We start from the raw sequence: 265 nt of genomic DNA, 5'->3' as shown, positions 1-265 counted from the left end.
AGACGAAGGCAGTCCACGAGCCAGCAACTACAGGCGATGAACGCGCCTTCGTCTTGGCCCGCTTGATTTTCCGCACCGCGGCGCCAGCGCCGGATGAGGCCGCCATCGTCGAGTTCCGCGACGATGCGTTCGACGGTACCGACCACACGCCCATCGTCGGGCGGCAGAAAGCCCACCAGCGGAAGCAACAACAGACTGGCGTCGATGTGGCGTGCCCCGTAAAACGACACGAAGCTTCCGAGGCCCGCGTCCCAGGCTTCCCTGC

1 protein-coding gene is annotated in these 265 nt (G+C 65.3%); it reads right to left on the bottom strand.

What is annotated here, in order from left to right; all coding sequences use genetic code 11:
• On the bottom strand, positions 1 to 265 hold a 265-nt coding region (locus tag SB847_RS21310; protein WP_410578642.1), incomplete at both ends, for a glycoside hydrolase family 15 protein.

This window comes from Bacillus sp. SIMBA_026 (assembly GCF_046535335.1).
GTDB classification, from domain to species: Bacteria; Bacillota; Bacilli; order Bacillales; family Bacillaceae; genus Bacillus; species Bacillus velezensis.
This window is presented reverse-complemented; position numbering and strand designations above follow the sequence as displayed.